Raw genomic sequence first — 19,483 nt, forward strand, 5'->3', positions numbered from 1 at the left:
GAACCAGTGAAAACAACGGCGGCGGTCTTGTGGGAAGTCGGGCAGAAGTGGAGTGTTGAGGACGTCGAACTCGACGACCCGCTGCCCGGCGAAGTGCGGGTCAGGCTCGCCGCCAGCGGCCTATGTCACTCCGACGACCATGGTGTCAAGGGAGACATGCCAATTGGTCTTCCGATCGTGGGTGGACACGAGGGCGCCGGTGTCGTGGAAGAGGTCGGCGCCGGGGTGACGCGGCTCACGCCGGGTGACCACGTTGTGATGGCCTTCATGCCGGCGTGCGGGCACTGCCGGTGGTGCGCGAGCGGTAATTCAGTGTTGTGCGACTACGGTGCCGTCATCATGGCCGGAATGCCGATCGTGGACGGCAAACCGCGCACCCATGCTCGCGGACAAGGTTTGGCCCGGATGTCGTTGTTGGGCACTTTCAGCCCGTACGCCGTGGTTCACCAAGACTCGTGCGTGAAGATCGATGACGACATCCCGCTGGAGCTGGCTTCGCTCGTGGGATGCGGCGTGGCAACGGGATTCGGGGCGGCGGTCAATCGCGCACAGGTTGGTCCAGGGGACACCGTCGTCGTGGTTGGGTGCGGCGGCGTCGGGTCGAGTGCCATCCAGGGGTCGCGGATCGCCGGCGCCGAGGTCATCGTTGCGGTCGATCCGGTGCCGTTCCGCCGGCAGCAGGCCGAGTTGCTCGGTGCCACCCACTCGGTCGCGTCGATGGAGGAGGCGATGCCTCTAGTCACCGAGCTGACCCGGGGTGTCATGGCCGACAAAACCATCATGACGGCAAGCCTGATGAGTGGCGACATGCTGATGCCCCTCATGCTGCTGACCCGCAAGGGCGGTCGCGCCTGCCTGACATCCGTCGCGCCTCCTACCGTGACCAACGTCGACGTCGTGCTGGTCGACGTGATCCTCAGCCAGAAAGAGATCGTCGGCAACGTGTTCGGAGGGTGCAACCCGCACGCCGACCTGCCCCGTCTGCTCTCGTTGTACAAACGGGGCGAACTCAAGCTCAAGGAGCTCATCACCAAGACCTACCGCCTCGAGCAGGTCAACGAGGGCTACGACGATTTGCTCAGCGGAACCATCATGCGCGGCATGATCACGTTCTGACCAACCGAAGCTATTTCGGCATGCTGGCCCTAACCAAACGGTGATGGTTTAATCTGATTTACGCTCCCGCGCGAACTGCGCGGATGACTACGTGGCGATGAAGGGCGTGGTGGTGGATGGTGTCCAACCCAGGGATCGATTACGAAGAACTGCTTCCGCACTTCGACATGTGGGATCCCGCGCACGAGAAGATCAAGTGGGATGTGCTCGCGTACGCCCGCGAAAAATGCCCTGTCGCGCACACTGATGCCGACGGCGGTGGCCAGTACATGGTCTTCCGGTACGAGGATGTGCGACGAATTCTGGAAGATCCATACACCTTCTCGTCGAAGGGTGTGGCGCCTCGGCCGTCTCCGGTGGGACTGAACCCACTGGACGCCGATCCGCCCTATCAGCCTGATCTGCGCAAGATTCTGAACCCCCTTTTCACCCGCACCTTCCTGACGAAGTTCGAGCCTGAACTGCGCAAGAACGCAGCCGAGTTGATCGATGGATTCATTGGCAACGGTCGGTTCGATTTCGTCCGGGAATTCGCCGGGCCGTTCGTCGGAAACGCCTTGTCGCGCGCCGTTTTTAACGAAGACGACCCCGTGCGAATGGCGCAGGCCCAAGACGTGGTGGTCCGCGTCGCGGTCGAAGGAACCGACGAGGCGTACGGCGAACTCGTCGCGCTGTCCGTGCAGTACCTCGCCGAACAGACGGAAAACCCCAATCCGGCCAACGAAGTGATGAACGCCATCTCCACCGGGACCGTCGAAGGCGGTAGACACCTCACCGAGATGGAGCGACTCGGCGTCGTGGCCGTGCTGTTCCTCGGAGGCCTGGATACCACGCGGGGTGCGCTGGGCGGTATCGCCCATCAGTTGGCAATTCATCCCGAGTTGGAAACGCGGCTCCGCGACCCTGCCTGGATCCGCCAGGACATGGATGAGCTCATCCGGCTGACCTCGCCGGTCGGCTGTCTCGGGCGAACGGCCACCAAGGACGTCGAAGTCGGCGGATTGCAGATCAAAGCGGGCGAGCAGATCCTGGTGCGGTTCGACTCGGCGAACCGCGACGAGACGCACTTCGAGGATGCCTCGCACCTGAGGTTCGATCTGCGTCGCGGCGGCCATGTCGGGTTCGGGCTCGGGTTGCACCGTTGCCTGGGAGCCCATTTCGCCAGAATCCAGATCGCGATCGCCTTCGACGAGCTCTTGAAACGGATCACGAACTTGCGCCTCGCCGACCCCGAGGCCGAAGTCCATTGGGCGGCGGGAATCGCGAACGGCCCGGAGAGTTTGCCCTTGGTTTTCGACGTGGTCCACTGACGCGGAGGTAGACGTGTGAACTTCCTTCCGGGGGAGGATGCCGAGGAGCTGCGCGCGGTGGTGCGTGACTTCCTCGACAAGCATTCGGATGAAGCGTCGGTGCGCCGGTGCATGGAGACCGAGATCGGCTTCGACCCGGCGGTCTGGCGTCGCGTGGCCGACCAGCTGGGGCTGCAGGGCCTGGCAATTCCCGAGCGGTTCGATGGCAGCGGTGCGACAGCGGTCGAGCTCGGCGTGGTGTTCGAAGAGATGGGCGCCGCGTTGTTCGGCGGGCCGTTCCTGTCCAGCGTGGGCATGGCCGCGAGTGTTCTGCTCGCGCTGGATGACGACGCTGCCGCGGCTCGATGGTTGCCGGGAATCGCCGGTGGCACGACCATCGCGACCCTGGCGTGGTCGGGCCCCGGCCCCGCGGACAGTACGTTGGCCGCGGCAAATCACGCCGGTCAGTGGGAGGTATCGGGTACCGCCGCGATAGTGGTCGACGGGCTCGCGGCCGATGTGTTGTTCGTCGCCGCCCGCAGTGCAGCGGGCCCGTGCCTGCTGGCCGTCGGTGGTGATGCCGACGGGGTCCAGCGCAAGGCGCTGAGCACCATGGACACCACCCGCAAGCTGGCTGAAGTCACCTTCGACCACGCGCGGGCTGACCTGCTGGGCGTCGATGGTGGCGCCGCAGACGCTCTGCAGCGCAGCGCGGACCTGGCGGCCCTCTTTCTGGCCGCCGAACAACTCGGGGGTGCGACACGGGCCCTCGACCTCGCGGTGCGGCACGCCGCCACCCGGGTGCAGTTCGGCCGGGCGATCGGCTCGTTCCAGGCCATCAAGCACCGCTGCGCTGACATGCTCGTCGATGTCGAATCGGCGAGGTCGGTGGTTTACCACGGCTTGTGGACGGCCGTGCACGATGTGGCCAACCTGTCCGTCGCAGCCAGCCTGGCCCGCAGCGTGTGTTCGGACGCGTATACGCGAGTGGCGGCGCACAATATCCAGATCCACGGCGGTATCGGGTTCACCTGGGAGCACCCGGCGCATCTGTATCTCAAGCGCGCCAAGAGCTCTCAGCTGTTATTCGGATCCCCGTCCAGCCACCGCGCCCGGCTTGCCGAATTGCTCGACATGGCCGGCGCGTCCGGGCTGCCGGCCGCTGAAGGCACCTTCAACGAGACGGAGCCCCGTGGCCCGTCGCCTGAAGTCGACGCGGTCGAAGAAGCTGTTGCTGATTTTCTGCGGCGACACCCGGTCAGCGATCCGGCTGACGGCGAATCGGATCGCGCGCTCCGTGAAGCTCGCTTCGATGACGGACTTGCGGTCGTGAGCTTTGCCCCCGGGTATGGTGGGCGCGGCCTCGACAGCTCGCTGCAGTCGGTCGTCGATCGCAGGTTCGCTGCTGCGGGCTGTCCGGATCATCAGGCGCGCAACGTAATCGGGCTGGGGATGGCTTTGCCGACCATTCACGCGCACGGCACTGAAGAGCAGAAGCGCCGCTATTTACGCCCCTGTTTCTCCGGCGAGGAGATCTGGTGCCAGCTGTTCTCCGAGCCGGGCGCCGGCTCTGATCTGGCCGGGTTGGCGACCCGTGCGGTGTCCGTCGGCGACGAGTTCGTCGTCAACGGCCAGAAGATCTGGACGTCGCTGGGCCACGTCGCTCGGTTCGGGCTGTTGCTCGCTCGTACCGATCCCGACGTTCCCAAACACAAAGGGCTCACGTACTTCATCCTCGACATGCACACGCCGGGGGTTGAGGTGAGGCCACTGCGTCAGCTCACCGGTGAGGCCGAATTCAACGAGGTGTTCCTGACGGACGTCCGCATTCCGGCGGCCAGTGTGCTCGGTGAGGTCGGCGGGGGCTGGCGAGTCGCAATCACCACTTTGGCCAGTGAGCGGATCGCCATCGGCGCACGCACCACGCCCCGCGGACACGGGACGATCGCCCGAGCCGTCGCGACTTACCGTGCGGCGGCCGCGGCCGGACGGGTGACGGCCGTCGCCACCGAGCGGCTCATGCTGCTGTGGACGCAGGCAGAAGCCGCTCGCCTGACGAACGTCAGGGCCGCGCAGGCCGGCCGGGAAGCCGGGCCCGAGGGCTCGATCGCGAAACTGCAGATGGCCGAGCTTAACAAGGCGATATTTGAGTTCGGCGTTGACATTTCGGGCACGGCCGGACTGTTGATCGACGGTTACGCAGAGACCGCGCCGACCGCATCGTCGGCGTACGGCGGCGACGATGTCCGCAAGGCTTATCTGCGCTCGTTGGCCAACTCCATCGAGGGTGGAACCTCGGAGATCCTGCGCAACATCCTCGGAGAGCGCGTTCTCGGCCTGCCTGGTGAGCCTCGGGTCGACACTGGCATCCCGTGGCGTGCGACGCGACGTTCCTGACCCGCGACTTCACAAACCAAACGATGTATGGTTACGATGCTGTGGTCGCCATGACCAGGAAATGAGGGACGCGATGCGCAACATGCGGAAAGTGCGCTACTTATGACCGCCGAACCAGTCTCGGTTGAGCGGTCCAAGTACCGGCGGACGCCCTATCTGGTGGTGTCGACCGAACGGGCGGCGCGCAAGGACGTGTATGGGACTATCGGCGATAACGTCGTGCGTCAGGCCCAGCTACTGCGCGGGGACCGTGACTCCGACACCGTGATCGTGGCGTCGCACCCGATCGGCTCGCCGGCCTACCTTCCGTTCTTTCCCGAGTTGGCGCGGACCGGCCTGCATGTCATCGGCTGCGCGAATCGCTACACGTTGGGCGACTCGGCGCTGCAGATGGAAAACCATCTCCTCGATGTCGGCGCCTGCGTGCGCGACGCCAAAGAACGGCTGGGATACCGCAAGGTTGTGCTGGCCGGGTGGAGCGGCGGCGGCTCCCCGATGATGGGCTACCAGGCCGAAGCGGAAAAACCTAGTATCACCCAGACCGCGGCGGGGGAGCCGACGCCGCTGGCCGAAACCACGCTGACGGCCGCCGACGGCGTGATGTTGCTGGCCGCCCCCCGCAGTCGCCACCGACTGCTCACCGAATTCTTGGATGCCTCGGTTACCGACGAATTGGTGCCCGAGCGAAATCGCGACGCCGAGTTCGATCTCTACGATCCGGCCAACCCGAATCAACCGCCATACTCGGCGGATTTTTTGGCCGCATACCGGGACCGGCAACGTGAGCGCAACCGTCGGATCACCGCGTTCGCTCAGGAGAAGTTGGACGAATTTCGTCGGAACGGCCGCCCACACGCCGAGCACGCGTTCGTCGTACACGGCACCATGGCCGATCCTCGCTGGCTGGATCCGACCATCGAACCCAACGGACGCCGGCCCCGCTGGAGCTACCTCGGCGACCCCGAGATCGCCAATACCAGCCCGGGCGCGCTGATGCGCTTCACCACCGCGCGCAGTTGGCTATCCCAGTGGGGCCTGGACACCGCACAGGTCGACGCAGGCGACGCCGCACCAAGGGTGTCGGTCCCGATCCTCATGATGTGCAACGGCACCGACGACGCCGTACCCACCAGCCATCAAGAGCAGGTGTTCGACGCCATCTGCCACCAGGACAAGGAACGCATCGATCTGGTCGAGGCGAACCACTACTTCACCGGCAACGACCAGCGCTCCCACTTGTCAAAAGCCGCGGATCACGTCCACGACTGGATGCAGCGGCACGGCTTCGCCACTTCCTGACCGACCCTTTCTACTCCTACAGGAGGCCAACATGAATTTGAGCTTGATGTCGCTGGGGGATATGGTCACCGATCCTGTCACCGGTGCAACCGAGACCGCGGCCGAACGGCATCGCGGCATCGTCGAAGCTGCCGTGGCAGCTGACGGCGTCGGTTTCCACGGCGTTCATATCGGCGAGCACCACGGACTGGAATACACGACGTCGGCACCGCCGGTGATCCTGTCGGCGATCGGCGAGCGCACCGAGCACCTGCGACTATCCACCGCGGTCACGCTGGCCGCGAACCTCGATCCGATACGGGTGGCCGAGGACTATGCGACCGTGGATGCGTTGTCAGGAGGGCGCTGCGAGGTGGTCGCTGGGCGCGGCAATTTCTTCGTCTCCACCTACACGCTGTTCGGCAACCGATTGGAAGACTCCCACGAGCTCTTCGCCGAGAACATCGAACTGCTCACCCAGTTGTGGGCGGGCAAGAAGATCGACTGGCCCGGATCGCGCCACCGTGGGCCGATCGACGACTTCGTGCTTCAACCCGCGCCGGTCGGCGCCGTACCCTTGTGGATCGGCGGTGGCGCCTCGGAATCGTCGCTCGAACTGGCCGCCCGACTCGGTCTCGATCTGATGCTGCCCTCGGCGTTCGGCAATCCGGAGATGTTCAAGCCGGTGGTCGAAAGCTACCTGGAAAAGTTCGCCTCGTACGGCCACTCGCGTCAACCCCGGGTCGGCGCCTGCTGGCATGTCAATGTCGCCGAAACCAGCCAGGCGGCCAGACAGCGGTGGGAACCGCGCTACCACAACTACTTCGAGCTGATGAAGACCATCATCTGCAGGGTCAACCCGGACCCGCCGCCATTCATCAACAAGCCGTTCGACTTCGAATTCCTCACCACGCGTGGCCCTGCGATCGTGGGTAGTCCGGCAGAGGTCGCCGACCGGCTCAACACCTGGGCACAGCTGTTGTCCAGCACCACCAACCTCATCTACATCGACATGGGTGGCCAGCCCGCGGGCGAATTCCGTGAGATGGTCGAACTCATCGGTAGCGCGGTCATTCCGCAGCTTGACTGACGACGCAGCAGGACGGAGATTATGAGCGTTCACCCTCTGGCTTCTGACCCGGTCAGCTATCACAGCCGCAGCAGGCCGCACGCACCCGCGCTCGAGGACGTCACGACCGGAGAGGTTATGACGTGGCGCGCGCTCGACGAGGTGGTTGGAGGTCTGGCCGGCGCGCTCGCCGACGACCTGGGGGTTGCTCAGGGCGATCGGGTGGCCGTGCTGGCGAACAACGACCCTTGGGTGCTAGTGGTGCAGTTCGCCTGTATGCGACTCGGCGCGATCTTCGTCCCGCTGAACTTCCGGCTGGCTCGCCCGGAACTGGAATTCCTGTGCACTGATTCGGATCCGATCGTGTTGATCCACGACGCCGGCATGCGCGAGGTGGCTGTCGACATCGCGGCGGCGGCCGGGATCCCGCGGCTGGCAGCCTTCCCCGGCGTGGCCGGAGCCGACGAGTCTGGCGTTCCAGCCGATTGCGCGTACGACATTGTCGCCGGCGCTGCGGCCGCCGCACCGAGAGCCGCCCGCCCGATAAGCCGCATCACCGATCCGGTGCAACTCCTCTACACCTCAGGAACGACCGGCCGGCCCAAAGCGGCGATCTGCACCCATCAGACGTTGCATTACCAGCTGCTGAACTCGGTGCAGCCCTACGGACTGTCGTCGTCCAGTCGTTATCTGGCGGTGTTGCCGTTCTTTCACGCGGCCGGTCTCAACAGCATGACGAACCCGGTACTGGCACTGGGCGGAACGGTGGCGGTAGCACCCAGATTCGATCCGGTCGGCGTGGTCGACTTGCTTGCTGACCGGGACAGAGGTTTCACGCATTTCTCCGGGGCGCCGGTCATGTATCAGATGATGAGTACTGTTCCCGCGTTCGCCGACGCTGACTTCAACCACGTGCGGCACGGTCAGATTGGCGGCGGCTTCCTGAACTGGGACGTCACCAAAGCCTTCCACGATCGTGGGTTGCCGCTGAGCGTCGGTTACGGTTCCACCGAGATGGGTCCGATCGTCAGCATCGTTCCGCCCACGGCCACGCTGACCAAGTTCGGCTCGTGTGGACTTCCCGTGCAGTACACCGCTATTCGGATCGTAGGGCCCGACGGCGAGGACGTCGCGCCCGGCCAGACCGGTGAGGTGTGGGCGCACGGCCCGGCCGTCACGCCGGGTTACTGGCGCCGCGACCGTGACGACACCTCAGCATTCGCGGGTGAATGGTTCCGCACCGGAGATGCCCTCGTCCAAGACGAGGACGGATATTTGACGATGGTCGACCGCTATAAGGACATGTACAAGTCCGGAGGCGAGAACGTGTATCCGGCCGAGGTCGAGCGCGTCATTGCGGAGCATCCCGACGTCGCCGACGCCGCGGTCATCTCGATCGCTGACGAGCGTTGGGGCGAGGTCGGTCGCGCGCTGATCGTGCCGCGGCCCGGTGTGCAACTCGATACGACGGCCATCGCCGAACACTGTCGGACCCGATTAGCCAAATACAAGGTGCCCGCCGACTTCCTGGTGGTGGAGCCGTTCGAACGCAACGTTACCGGCAAGATCCCGAAGGCCGAGCTGAAGCGGAAGTACGGCTCTGGACGTTCGACCGTGGCGTTGGCACAGCGGTGACGACCGAGTCCAACGAATCGGCGCGACAACGCGGACCACTCCTTAGCGCGTGAGCCCATCACGATGACACCGCCGTCGCGGTGCTCAGCAGCAGGTACGGCGTTTGGTTAAGCTGTCAGCAACATCGTGGGAGGAGCACGCATGGCTCGACCGAAGGTGGCGCTGATCTCGCGGCGGAAAGTCTTGGAGACGGCCCTGGCCATCATCGACGAAGATGGACTCGAAGGGCTCAGCATCCGTAGGTTAGCCGACGCCCTCGGAGTCAACGGAGCTTCCCTGTATCACCACTTCGACAACAAGGATGAAATCCTCATTGGTGCAGCGGAATTCGCGCTTGCTGATGTCCGCGCTCCGGAGGAATCTGACGACCACTGGCGGCATTGGCTGCCCGAAAATGCCCGGAAGTTGCGTGCCGCGCTACTCAAGCACCCCGCGTTGGTCCCGCTGATCGTCGGCAAACGCTCGCTCGGAATGGGAGCCCGCATGCTTGATACTTCGGCGCAGCGGTTGGTCGAGGAGGGCGTTCCGGGCGCGGCGGTGATGCCCTTGCTCGATGCTCTCGAGCTCTTCGCCATCGGCAGCGCCTTGCACGAAACGCAGGGATATACGCCCGAGAGTCGGCACGACATCGACGCCGACCAATATCCGGCGTTGGCCAAAGCATTGTCCGAACGTGGACTGTCCTTCGACGAGATCTACGACCTGGTCACCAACAGCATTCTGGACGCGATCGACACGGCGGTGAAGGAACGTCAGGCACGGTGGTTGCCTGCCGCCGAGCTCGGTAACCGCCCCTAGCGTCACCGACCAACGAATGCGGGTTTGGCGCCCGGCCCTTGCGACAGCATGGTCTCCAGCCCGATCGCCGCGTCCTCGCTGATGAGAACCGGTCCGGCCAGGTCCGGGGTGATGTCGTCGGCGGCGGCGACGCCGCGATCGCGGGCCACGGCGATGATCTGTTTCGCAATTGCTGTCGCGACGGTGGGGCCCGCGGCCAATTCATCGGCGAAGGCGCGGGCCTGGGTGAGGAGCTGGTCGGATGGCAGGACCTTGTCGACGACACCCCACTCGCGCAATCGCGACGAGTCGTAGGTCCGTCCCGTGTAGACCATCTCGGTGGCTCGTGCCACGCCGGCGCGCGCGACCAGGCGTTGGGTGCCGCCCGCCGCCGGCGTGATGCCGACGGTGGCCTCGACCAGGCCCATCCTGACGTTCTCGGCCGACCAGATGAAGTCGCATGCCAACGCCAGTTCCAGACCGATCGTGAGGTTGAGCGCGTGGACGACCGCCACCGTCGGTATGGGCAGTTGCTCGATCCGGCGGATCAACGTGAGTAGGCGCCTGCTGAAATCCGTGCCGGCCCGGTCGTCCATGACGGTGAATTCCTGGACCCGAACCCCCGCGCAGAAAACCTTGCCCTCGGCGCGCAGCAGCAGAGCCCGGATGTCGCTGGGCAGCTGGCCGAGGATCGCCTCGAACGCGTCGGCCACGTGTGGGGTGAACAAGTTCAGCTTGGGCGCTGCCCAGATGATCTCTGCGACGTTGCCGTGGCGTTCGAGTCGAAGGTCCCCGTGCCGGACTGTCATCCGTGCAGCTTATCGACGCACGCCAACCTTAATCAAGCAGCGATTGGTATTCGGGTGCGGACCTTCAATATCCAACGGTGAATCGTCGGCGCGGATATTGGGACTTTTCCACCTCGTCCACCACGGCGACGGCGAGGTCGGCGGCGGAGATGCGCGAGGCGCCGGCCTGGTCGACGATGAGATCGTCGTAGGCGGTTCGGTAGCTGGCCGTGCGCGGCCCGTCGAACTCGATAGCGAGGGGCGGCGAGACCACGGTCCACACGAGGTCCTCGGGGGCATCGTTGATCAGATCATGCAGCGCCGCACGAAATCCCAGTGACTCTCGCTTGGCGACTTCGGGAAAGCTTGGCGTGTCGACCACGTCGACACCTGAGGCAGTTCGGAGGCTGCCGGCACCGCCGAGCGCAATGAGGCGGGCGCCCGCGCTGCCCGCGGCGTGGGCGGCGCGACGGATCAGCGTCACGGGTGTCCGATCACGCTGGGCGTCATCACGCAGCGCCACCGAACAGAGCACGACTTCGGTGCCCTGCGCAGCGGCGTCGAGGAATGCGCCGTCGAAGACGTCTCCGATCCGGTGGTGTAGGGACGCGTCAGCTGGGGGCAGCCGCGATCCGTCGCGAACCACCGCGGTCACCTGGTGGCCACGCTCCCGCAACTCATCGCGGATCGGCGCGCCGACCTTGCCGGTTGCCCCTAACAGCAGCACATGCATCAGACGCTCCATTCTGTCCAGGGATTGCGAATTTCACCTAACGACGTTAGATTAGCGGTAGCTCGAATCGCAATGCCCTGCGCGGCCGCACATCCGCGAGGGCGCAGCGCGGCGAATGTGGCATCTGCCTCGGCCGGCTTCCGCGCTCCCCCTGGAACGACTCGCGGTGAGGAGTCCTCGATGACCACCGATGCCCCGGGGAGCGTTCGCTGCCCAGCGATCGACTACGACTTCGCCGACCCAACCGTGCAGTCCCACTTGCATGAAACCCTCGCGGCGATTCGGCAGAACTTCCCGGTCGGGTGGAGTGAGCAATATGGCGGCTTCTGGCTGCTCGCCACCTATGACGATGTGCTCGAGGTGGCGCGCGACCACGAGCGCTACACCACCACTGCAGGCATCATGATCCCGCCAACAGGTGCATCGATGCCGGTCGTCCCGGCGGAACTCGACCCGCCGAAGCACACCCCGTACCGCAAACTGGTCATGCCGTTTTTCACCGCTCAAGCCGTCGCGGCTCTGGAGCCGCAGTTACGCGAAATAGTTCGGGACTGCATCGCGGCGTTCTCGGCCGATGGGCATACCGATCTCGTGCAATCTGTGGCAGAGATCGTGCCGTCGCTGGCGATCGGCCTCGCGCTGGGACTCCCGCGCGAGGATTGGTCGGTGGCGCGCCGCCTGACCGGAAATTTCCTGTCGACGGCGAAGGTGGGCATCGAGGCGAAAAGAGCGGCGGCCAAGGAGTTGGAAGATTGGCTCGAAGAACTGATCCGCAGCAGGCGTGCCAACCCGACCGACGACACACTCAGCAAACTCGTGAACGCCCGCATTGACGGTGCAGAGATCCCGCCGCAGATCGCGCTGGGCATGGTGCAACTGACGGTGTTGGCCGGACACGAGACGACCGTCCACGGCATCGGCAGCATGTTATTCCGGATTGCCGCCGAGCCCGGTCTCAAGGACCGCCTACTCAGCGACCCCGCCCTGATGAAAGCCACGGTGCACGAGTCGCTGCGCGTCGACCCGCCGATCATCCACATGGCCCGCACCGTCGTCGACGACCACGATCGAGCGGGGGCACTGCTACACCGCGGTGACAAGGTGATGCTCAATTTCGGTGCGGCCAACCGCGACCCGGCAAAATTCAGCGAACCGTTCTCCTTCAACATCGATCGGACGCCGAACCCCCACCTCACGTTCGGGTCCGGGCGTCACAGGTGTCTCGGCGAGCACCTCGCGGTGACGGAGATGTTGATCGTCCTCGAGGAGATCCTCGCGACCATTCCCGACTACCGGCTGTCCGACGAGGGCGGCCCGGCCGATATTGAATGGCGGGGAGGCGGCAATACCCGTGGGCCCGCGAAGCTAGAGGTGGTCTTCACTCCGGTCCCGCGATGAGCGGCTACGAGCATGTGCTGAGCTCGATACACATCGGGCCCGTATTGCTGCGCAATCGGGTAGTCCGCACCTCCCAGGGCAGCGGGCTGGCGGTCAACCAGTTGGTGAGCGACGACATGATCGCGTTCTTGGTGGCTCGGGCCCGTGGTGGGGTAGCGCTCGCATTCGCCGATGTCGCGCAGGTCCATTGGAGTTCGCCGGCCATGCTCGATTTGACCAGCGACCGCGTCCTGCCGGGTCTGACAAAGCTCACCACCGCCGTGCATGCCGAGGGGATGAAGCTGTTTCAGCAGATCTGGCATGGCGGTCCGACCCAGCTGACCCGGGACAGCTCAGCGCCGTGGGCCGCGTCGCACGTTCCCGATCCAGGCCTCGGGATGCTGCCTGTGCCGATGACCCGCATGATGATGGACGAGTTGACCGAAGCCTTCGTCGCATCCGCGCTGCGCGCGCGCGAAGGGGGGATTGACGGCATCGAACTGCACGCCGGACATGGCTACCTCTTCTCGAGCTTTCTCTCCCCGGCGACCAATCTGCGCGATGACGACTATGGCGGGTCATTGGAAAATCGGTCCCGGTATCTGGTGGAGGTTCTCCGTGCGGTCCGTACCGCGGTCGGACGGGACTATCCCGTTGGACTGCGGATGTCTCCCGACGGTCCGGAGGACCAAACGACACCGTCGCACCTCATCACGCTCATCTCGATGCTGGAGCGTGAGTCTTTGGTCGATTTCTGGGACGTGTCGCTGGGATCGCATTACGCGCGCGACCTGCTGATGGGCGGCGCGCATCAACCACCCGGATACATGCTGCCGGTCACCGAACGGATGACCCGCGTGACAACGCTGCCGACGATCGTCGCCGGTCGCATCTCCACTTTGCAACAGGCCGATCAGATAGTGGCTTCCGGCGTCGGAGATCTCGTCGCCATGGTTCGCGCCACCCTCGCGGAACCCGAGCTCATAACCAAGACGGTAAGCGGTCGCGGCGCCGAGATACGCCCGTGTATCGCGTGCTTGCAGAGCTGTGCGGGCGGGCTGAACACCCGCGGTCGCGCCATGTGCACGGTCAACCCCGCTGCCGGTCGAGAGCTGACCCACGGTGACGGCACCATCGTCCGGCACGCGCCAGGGCTGAGGGTAGTTGTGATCGGCGGTGGCCCGTCCGGCATGGAAGCGGCCCGCAGCGCGGCTATCGCCGGTCACCGCGTGACTCTGTTGGAAACGGATGACGCACTGGGCGGACAGCTCAGGCTGGTGCCGTCCACCCGGCCGGAGATCGCAAGGTTGCTCGATTTCTACAAGCACCAGATGCGCTTGCATGCCATCGATGTGCGGCTGCGGACTCCCGCTGACCCCCAGACAGTGCGGCGCATGGCGCCGGACGCCGTGATCGTCGCTACCGGCGTCAAGCCCCGCCGGGACGGATTCCAGACTTTGCAGCCACGCCTGCCGCTTCCCGGGATCAGCACGGTCAGCATCCACACCGGTTGGGACGTTCTGCGCGGAGCCACTCTCGGGCACACGGTGTTGATGCTCGACGAGATCGGCCATTACGAGAGCACTGACGTCGCACAACAGCTCGTCGACAGCGGCCGTCGCGTCCTCATGGTCAGCCGTTATTCGCTGGTAGCGGCGAACCTGGAAATGCGGTGGGAAATGGTTGGTGGTCCACTTCTAGCGAAGCTTTTGAAGGGCGACTTCACGTTCTTCCCGCGAACGGTGATCCACCGATTGTCACCCGGTTCTGCCGAGGTGGCCTGTTTCGAGGCCCCGCACCGAGTCCAACAACTTGCTTTCGACGATGTGGTCTTCATGAGCGGAGGGACACCAGATCGGCCCTTTCAGCAGGAACTCGTCGCAATTTGCCCCATAGTGCGGGTGATCGGGGACGCAAGCTCACCGCGTCGGCTGGAGGTGGCGGTGGTCGAGGGGCGGCAGTCCGTCGACTCCCTTCACCCAGCCTGGATTAGGCCGGTCGCGGGATACGGCTGGGGCGGAAGTGCCACTTAAGCGGTCTCGTCGGGCAGCGTCACTCAGATGGCCGACGGGCGCGGGAGCGAGCGCGGGCGCCGGTCGGTCGTGCCGATGTCGCCGCACGCTTAGCAGAGCGTTGCGTTGCCGGTGCGGATGCCTTGGTCGCCGAGGTGAGACCACTTCGGACCAAAAGTTGCGCGTTGGCCACGATGGCGTCGACGGATCCGCGGCGAGGGTCCCACCATTCCGCAGTCCAGTTCATAGCTCCCATCACCAAGAATCGGGCCAACTGCGGATCCAACTCGGGATTGACATCACCCTCTGCGACGGCGTCGGCGAACAGACCCTGCCAAATCCGTCCGTAGGCGGCCTCCTCCTTCTTCTGCCGCTTGCTGAGCCGGCTGGGAATCTGTCCTGAGTTCCGGATCGACGCGGTGGTGTAGTCGGAGAGTTCGAGCGCGTGCCGCAGGTGAGCTTCGACCGCGACCATGATCCGATCCATGGGCGCTGTGCCCGCCGGCAGTGCGTCCAGCGTCGTCCTTAGGTGCGTCCGCATATCGTGGATCCCGCAATACATCACCTCCTCGATCAGGTCCTCCCGGGACGGGAAGTAGTAGTAGATCGCCGGTGCCTGTATCTCGGCGTAATCCGCTACATCTGTCAGCCGCGTCCCGGCGAAACCTTTGACGCTGAGCACACGGGCGGCTGCGTCGAGAATTCGCGCACGCGTCCGTTGCGACTTCGAGTTCGCGCTGTCAGCGTCGGCCTTCGTAGGAGGCGGGTTTCTAGGCACGGTTCAATAGTATTCAACACAAGTTGTAGGTTGCGCCGCCTTTCCGGCCACCAAGCACCAAGCTTCAGCAAGAACCCTGCGGCTATGCCGCGCTCTTCTTGCTAACAGCAGCAACGAGTGGATGCGCCAATTCGATGGCCCGAAGAGCTCGGCGAGGACATGCAGCGTGGCTTGAACCCCCGCGAGACCCGACGGATGTCTCGTTGATGTCGACATGGACCGGCGAGACCGGACCAGCACGCGATCCCTCGCGAGGGTGAAGCGCATCATGATTCATGATGCTGGTCGAACGGTTTTGGTCGTCACCGAGATTTGCCGATATCAGGGCGATCAGCCCGGCTCCCGTGGCCGAGTCATGCGCTGTGGCCTGAACTTCGCTAGAAATCTAATCTCGTGTCAAAATCTCGGCACTCATCTAGAATCTAATCTCATGTCAAAAATAGGTGAGGGAGCGAGTCCCTCGGTCGTCGCGCTGGACGGCCGGGCCGGCCTTGGCCGTGATGTGCTTGGAAACAAGGGGTACGGCATCGATTCGATGCGACGGCAGGGGTTGCCGGTGCCGCCGGCATTTTGCATCACGACCAGCGTTTGCGGGGAGTTTTTCGCCGGTCGCACTCAGTGCATCGACCGGCTGTGGGCCGAAGTATGCGAGCATGTACGGGGGCTCGAGAATCAGACATCCCGCACTTTTGGTCGCGGCCCACGGCCGATGTTGGTCAGCGTGCGCAGCGGAGCCGCTCTATCGATGCCCGGGATGATGGACACCGTGCTCGACCTCGGGATCAATGATGACGTCGAGAAGGCACTCGCACTCGCCGCTTCCGCTGAATTCGCCCGCGACACTCGCCAGCGCTTCAACGAGATGTACCGGCGCATCGTGTTGGGAGGTGACCCAGAGGTCGAGGTACCGGCGGATCCGTGGCAGCAACTGCGGGGAGCGATCGAAGCCGTCTTTGCCTCATGGAACAGCCCGCGGGCCGTCGCGTACCGAAGACACCATGGCCTGGATGCCGACGCAGGAACAGCAGTTGTCGTGCAAGCCATGGTGTTTGGCAATCTCGCGCGCAATTCGGGTACCGGGGTGCTGTTCTCGCGCAATCCTGTCACCGGAGCCGACGAGCCATTCGGTGAGTGGCTTGCCAATGGCCAAGGTGAGGACGTGGTCTCAGGCAACGTCGATGTCGAACCTATCGCGGCGTTGCGGGATGAGCAGCCCGCTGTCTACGACCAACTCATGAGCGCGGCGCAGACCCTGGAGCGGCTCGCCGCAGACGTCCAGGACATCGAATTCACCGTGGAGGAGGGCAAACTGTGGCTGCTGCAGACTCGGGCGGCCAAGCGGTCCGCTCAGGCTGCGGTACGGCTGGCGCTGCGGTTGCGCCACGAAGAGCTGATCGACGATACGGAGGCACTGCGCCGTGTGACACCGGGCCAGATCGAGACGCTGCTCTCACCGGCGCTTCTCCCTGAAACCCGGTTAGCCGCAGCATTATTAGCACGCGGACTGCCGGCGTGCCCAGGCGTGGTATCGGGCAAAGCATATTCCGACGTCGACGAGGCACTCGATGCCGCCGAGGAGGGGGAAGATGTGATCCTGGTGCGTGCAGCCACCAGCCCCGACGACGTCCAGGGCATGCTGGCTGCGCGGGGAATCGTCACGGAGACGGGTGGCGCAACATCGCACGCCGCGGTGGTGAGCCGCGAGATAGGCAGACCGGCCGTCGTCGGATGCGGAGACGGGGTCGTCGCGGAGCTCGAGGGCAAGCTGATAACGGTTGATGGGGCCGAGGGTGAGGTGCGCGAGGGGATCCTGGAACTCACCGCGTGGTCCGAGACTGATTCCCCGGACCTTGCTGAGCTAGCCGAGATCGCGCGCCGTGTCAGCCCGATTCGCGGCCATGCCGTGGGCGATTACCCGGTGCTTACCGATTCCTCTCCATCAGCGGTAGCTAAGGCGCTTGCTGCCGGCCTCACCGACGTCGTTTCCCCGCACCCGCTCATCACCATGTTGGTCGCGCACCAACTCGACAACAACACAAAGGTACTGACCGATGTCTGATTTAACTGTCCTGCAAGCGATCCGCCTCAAGGGTCGGGTGCGTGAGCCGGATTTGATCGCCACCGTCGGTGAAGATCCTGCAGCGGTCGCATCGACTCTGGCGCAACTGATTTCAGAGGGTCTCGTCGTCGAGGGAAAGACTGTCCGGCTCAGTCCTGAGGGACGCGAGCGGCTTAACGCTCTTCTGGCTGAGGAGCGGTCGGGCGTCGACCAAGATGTACTGGCCGGCATCTACGACAGTTTCCGTGACGCCAACAACGAGTTCAAAGCTCTCATAACGGACTGGCAGATCAAGGACGGCCAACCGAACTCCCACGACGACCTCGACTACGACGCAGCTGTGATTGCTCGTCTCGATGACGTCCACCGAATGGTGCGGCCGGTCATCGATTCTGCTGCAACATATCTGAGTCGGCTGAAGGCGTACGCCGACAAACTCGAGTCGGCCTTGGCGAAGGTCAAAGCCGGCGATACCAGTTGGTTGGCCAGGCCGATCGCCGACTCCTACCACACCGTATGGTTCGAACTGCATCAGGAATTCATCGAGGCCTCGGGTCTCACCCGTGAGGATGAGGCACGCGCCGGGCACGCCAGCTAAACGCGTCGGGTAGTCGGCTCGGCCATCGATCACCGTTTGGCCCACGTCATCTCCGGCCGATCGAAAGAAGGGTGGGCATGCATCAAGTGCTCGAACCCTCGTTTAATCTAGAATAAAATCTGGCGCGAGAGGTGATGGCGTGAGCACTGTATTGACCGATGAAGAGACCCTGCTCGTCGAGACCGTGCGCGGGTTCATCGATCGGGAGGTCAAGCCGACAGTTCGCGAGGTCGAGCACGACAACGAGTACCCCGAGAAGTGGATCGAACAGATGAAACAGATCGGGATATACGGACTGGCGATCCCCGAAGAATACGGCGGCTCTCCGGTGTCGATGGCATGTTATGTGCTGGTGACGCAGGAATTGGCGCGCGGTTGGATGAGCCTGGCCGGGGCCATGGGTGGGCACACCGTGGTGGCCAAATTGCTGACACTGTTCGGGACCGAGGAGCAGAAGCGAGCCTATCTCCCGGCGATGGCATCCGGCGATATGCGTGCGACCATGGCGCTCACCGAGCCCGGCGGCGGATCAGATCTGCAGAGCATGACGACCACCGCGGTCCGTGACGGTGACGGCTTTGTGGTCACCGGTGCTAAGACCTGGATCTCCAACGCGCGCCGATCGGGTCTGATTGCTCTGCTGTGCAAGACCGATCCGAAGGCGACGCCGCGACACGCCGGCATCTCTATCCTATTGGTTGAACCCGGCCCGGGACTCACGATCTCGCGCGATCTGCCCAAGCTGGGCTACAAGGGCGTGGAGAGTTGCGAGCTGTCCTTCGACGGCTACCGCGTCGCCGAATCGGCGATCCTCGGTGGGGTGCCCGGCAAGGGGTTCACGCAGATGATGAAGGGCCTCGAGACCGGCCGGATCCAAGTCGCGTCCCGTGCGCTCGGTGTGGCCACGGCCGCCCTTGAGGACGCGCTCGCCTACTCCCAGCAGCGGGAGAGCTTCGGTCAGCCGATCTGGAAGCATCAAGCCATCGGCCATTATCTGGCCGACATGGCGACAAAGCTCACTGCCGCTCGGCAGCTCACTCTCTATGCGGCTGACCGTTATGACAGCGGCGAGCGCACCGACATGGAGGCCGGCATGGCCAAGCTCTTCGCATCGGAGACGGCAATGGAGATCGCGCTGAATGCCGTCCGGATTCATGGCGGTTACGGGTACTCGACCGAGTTCGACGTCGAGCGGTACTTCCGCGATGCGCCGCTGATGATTGTCGGCGAGGGAACCAACGAAATTCAGCGCAATGTCATTGCAGGTCAGCTTGTTTCGCGCGGCGGTATTTGACACTCGACCGGGTTTGGCGGTCGGCGTTCAGCTGGGCGGGGCATTACCTTTTGCGTAGGGCCCCGAGCAGGATGAGGACGCGAGCAGTGCGCGGGCGACGTCACGGGAATGGAAGAGCTTCCCGTGTCAATCAACGGTTTCGCACTATGCCTCCGCGGGACGAGTGTATATGATAATTTTAATATGGATAAAAAAATTCTGATACCCCAGTAACGGGAGGCTCTCGTGGCGGAAGCGGCCGGCGTTGTGGCGGCGTCTGCCCTGCATGCCGTTTCGCCTCCGG

Annotated in this window: 15 protein-coding genes; 12 read left to right on the forward strand and 3 right to left on the reverse strand. The window is 64.2% G+C overall.

Annotated elements, in window-relative coordinates; translation table 11 throughout:
* Nucleotides 1-6 precede the first annotated feature (6 nt).
* The 7 genes from MTY59_RS09585 (at nt 7) to MTY59_RS09615 (ending at nt 9,582) form a co-directional block, all read left to right on the forward strand.
* Nucleotides 7-1,116: an NDMA-dependent alcohol dehydrogenase gene (locus MTY59_RS09585; protein ID WP_221045430.1), complete on the forward strand. Its 1,110-nt coding sequence runs from the start codon at nt 7-9 to the stop codon at nt 1,114-1,116.
* 203 nt (nt 1,117-1,319) lie between these two features.
* Nucleotides 1,320-2,426, forward strand: coding sequence for a cytochrome P450 (locus tag MTY59_RS09590; RefSeq protein ID WP_250160784.1), 1,107 nt, complete (start codon nt 1,320-1,322; stop codon nt 2,424-2,426).
* Nucleotides 2,427-2,441: 15 nt separating this feature from the next.
* Nucleotides 2,442-4,802, forward strand: a complete 2,361-nt coding sequence (locus MTY59_RS09595; RefSeq protein ID WP_221045432.1) for an acyl-CoA dehydrogenase family protein — start codon at nt 2,442-2,444, stop codon at nt 4,800-4,802.
* A gap of 102 nt (nt 4,803-4,904) precedes the next feature.
* Complete coding sequence (locus MTY59_RS09600; protein ID WP_221045433.1) at nt 4,905-6,101, forward strand: alpha/beta hydrolase; 1,197 nt, start codon at nt 4,905-4,907, stop codon at nt 6,099-6,101.
* A gap of 31 nt (nt 6,102-6,132) precedes the next feature.
* The gene (locus MTY59_RS09605; protein WP_221045434.1) at nt 6,133-7,170 is read left to right on the forward strand and encodes an LLM class flavin-dependent oxidoreductase; all 1,038 of its coding nucleotides are present in this window, start codon (nt 6,133-6,135) and stop codon (nt 7,168-7,170) included.
* A 21-nt stretch (nt 7,171-7,191) separates the two neighbouring features.
* Complete coding sequence (locus MTY59_RS09610; protein WP_221045435.1) at nt 7,192-8,784, forward strand: AMP-binding protein; 1,593 nt, start codon at nt 7,192-7,194, stop codon at nt 8,782-8,784.
* Between the two features lie 141 nt (nt 8,785-8,925).
* Nucleotides 8,926-9,582, forward strand: a complete 657-nt coding sequence (locus tag MTY59_RS09615) for a TetR family transcriptional regulator (RefSeq protein WP_221045436.1) — start codon at nt 8,926-8,928, stop codon at nt 9,580-9,582.
* A 2-nt stretch (nt 9,583-9,584) separates the two neighbouring features.
* On the opposite strand, the gene MTY59_RS09620 is transcribed toward MTY59_RS09615, so the two are convergent.
* Nucleotides 9,585-10,370 carry an enoyl-CoA hydratase/isomerase family protein gene (locus MTY59_RS09620; protein ID WP_221045437.1) on the reverse strand — a complete coding sequence of 262 codons (786 nt, stop codon included), beginning with the start codon at nt 10,368-10,370 and terminating at the stop codon, nt 9,585-9,587.
* A 64-nt stretch (nt 10,371-10,434) separates the two neighbouring features.
* Entirely contained in the window at nt 10,435-11,082 is a 648-nt protein-coding gene (locus tag MTY59_RS09625; RefSeq protein WP_250160785.1) for an NAD(P)-dependent oxidoreductase, read from the reverse strand.
* A 180-nt stretch (nt 11,083-11,262) separates the two neighbouring features.
* On the opposite strand from MTY59_RS09625, the gene MTY59_RS09630 reads away from it, so the two are divergent.
* A complete protein-coding gene (locus tag MTY59_RS09630) occupies nt 11,263-12,480 on the forward strand; it encodes a cytochrome P450 (protein WP_221045439.1) in 1,218 nt (405 codons plus the stop codon).
* Nucleotides 12,477-14,492: an oxidoreductase gene (locus MTY59_RS09635; RefSeq protein WP_221045441.1), complete on the forward strand. Its 2,016-nt coding sequence runs from the start codon at nt 12,477-12,479 to the stop codon at nt 14,490-14,492. Before MTY59_RS09630 ends, MTY59_RS09635 begins: the two co-directional genes overlap by 4 nt.
* Before the next feature lie 19 nt (nt 14,493-14,511).
* On the opposite strand, the gene MTY59_RS09640 is transcribed toward MTY59_RS09635, so the two are convergent.
* Nucleotides 14,512-15,249 carry a TetR/AcrR family transcriptional regulator gene (locus MTY59_RS09640; RefSeq protein ID WP_250160786.1) on the reverse strand — a complete coding sequence of 246 codons (738 nt, stop codon included), beginning with the start codon at nt 15,247-15,249 and terminating at the stop codon, nt 14,512-14,514.
* Nucleotides 15,250-15,679: 430 nt separating this feature from the next.
* On the opposite strand from MTY59_RS09640, the gene MTY59_RS09645 reads away from it, so the two are divergent.
* From MTY59_RS09645 to MTY59_RS09655, 3 genes are all read left to right on the forward strand, one after another.
* A complete protein-coding gene (locus MTY59_RS09645) occupies nt 15,680-17,308 on the forward strand; it encodes a pyruvate, phosphate dikinase (RefSeq protein ID WP_221045442.1) in 1,629 nt (542 codons plus the stop codon).
* Entirely contained in the window at nt 17,301-17,906 is a 606-nt protein-coding gene (locus tag MTY59_RS09650; protein WP_221045443.1) for a MarR family transcriptional regulator, read from the forward strand. Before MTY59_RS09645 ends, MTY59_RS09650 begins: the two co-directional genes overlap by 8 nt.
* Nucleotides 17,907-18,045: 139 nt before the next feature.
* Nucleotides 18,046-19,200: an acyl-CoA dehydrogenase family protein gene (locus MTY59_RS09655; RefSeq protein WP_221045444.1), complete on the forward strand. Its 1,155-nt coding sequence runs from the start codon at nt 18,046-18,048 to the stop codon at nt 19,198-19,200.
* Nucleotides 19,201-19,483: the final 283 nt, after the last annotated feature.

This window comes from Mycobacterium senriense (assembly GCF_019668465.1).
GTDB classification, from domain to species: Bacteria; Actinomycetota; Actinomycetes; order Mycobacteriales; family Mycobacteriaceae; genus Mycobacterium; species Mycobacterium senriense.

What these genes read in the sequence shown, in the direction of transcription:
- MTY59_RS09600 (WP_221045433.1), top strand. Translation starts at nt 4,905, where the DNA reads ATGACCGCCGAACCAGTCTCGGTTGAGCGGTCCAAGTACCGGCGGACG.
- MTY59_RS09605 (WP_221045434.1), top strand. Translation starts at nt 6,133, where the DNA reads ATGAATTTGAGCTTGATGTCGCTGGGGGATATGGTCACCGATCCTGTC.
- MTY59_RS09610 (WP_221045435.1), top strand. Translation starts at nt 7,192, where the DNA reads ATGAGCGTTCACCCTCTGGCTTCTGACCCGGTCAGCTATCACAGCCGC.
- MTY59_RS09615 (WP_221045436.1), top strand. Translation starts at nt 8,926, where the DNA reads ATGGCTCGACCGAAGGTGGCGCTGATCTCGCGGCGGAAAGTCTTGGAG.
- MTY59_RS09620 (WP_221045437.1), bottom strand. Translation starts at nt 10,370, where the DNA reads ATGACAGTCCGGCACGGGGACCTTCGACTCGAACGCCACGGCAACGTC.
- MTY59_RS09625 (WP_250160785.1), bottom strand. Translation starts at nt 11,082, where the DNA reads ATGCATGTGCTGCTGTTAGGGGCAACCGGCAAGGTCGGCGCGCCGATC.
- MTY59_RS09630 (WP_221045439.1), top strand. Translation starts at nt 11,263, where the DNA reads ATGACCACCGATGCCCCGGGGAGCGTTCGCTGCCCAGCGATCGACTAC.
- MTY59_RS09635 (WP_221045441.1), top strand. Translation starts at nt 12,477, where the DNA reads ATGAGCGGCTACGAGCATGTGCTGAGCTCGATACACATCGGGCCCGTA.
- MTY59_RS09645 (WP_221045442.1), top strand. Translation starts at nt 15,680, where the DNA reads ATGTCAAAAATAGGTGAGGGAGCGAGTCCCTCGGTCGTCGCGCTGGAC.
- MTY59_RS09650 (WP_221045443.1), top strand. Translation starts at nt 17,301, where the DNA reads ATGTCTGATTTAACTGTCCTGCAAGCGATCCGCCTCAAGGGTCGGGTG.